Source organism: Streptomyces kebangsaanensis, assembly GCF_001906585.1.
In the GTDB taxonomy this organism is placed as follows: Bacteria; Actinomycetota; Actinomycetes; order Streptomycetales; family Streptomycetaceae; genus Streptomyces; species Streptomyces kebangsaanensis.
Genome location: NZ_JUJA01000070.1, coordinates 99722 through 100208 on the forward strand (window position 1 = coordinate 99722; position 487 = coordinate 100208).

General features: G+C 76.2%; 1 pseudogene. It reads right to left on the reverse strand.

The window, feature by feature from the left end:
- Positions 1-487: pseudogene (locus RH94_RS42945) on the reverse strand (ABC transporter family substrate-binding protein); the annotation flags it as partial.

Below are 487 nucleotides of genomic sequence, written 5' to 3' on the forward strand. Positions count from 1 at the left end.
GGGCCGGCGGCGCCCGCCGCCGGCGCCGCGGTGCCCTTGGGGGCGTAGGCGCCGGGCGCGCCGTCCGGCCCGGAGCGGTCGTCGGTGTACAGGCGGCCGTCCCGGTCCTCCCGCTGCCTGGCGGGTGCCTTGTTGTCGTTCACGTGGTCGTTCACGCCGACGATGTACGTGCCCTCGTCGTCGCCGTCCGGGGAGCCCGGTGCTCCGTGACCCGCGGCGCCGGCCGCCTTGTCCCCCTTCTTCTTCTGCTGCTGCTCCTTCTCCTTCTTGTCCTCGGCCGGGCCCGCCACCCAGCCGGCGTCCGCGAGCAGGGCGCGGGCCTGGCCGGTGTCCTGGCCGCCGAGGGCGTCGCTGCCGTCGGCGTAGATGCTCTGGCCGGACAGGGCGAGGTGGCTGCCGACCGGGACCGTGGGCAGGCCGAGCGGCTTGAGGACGAGCTTGGCGAGCTCCTCGCGGTTCAGTGCGTGCGCCACGGCGTGGCGGACCC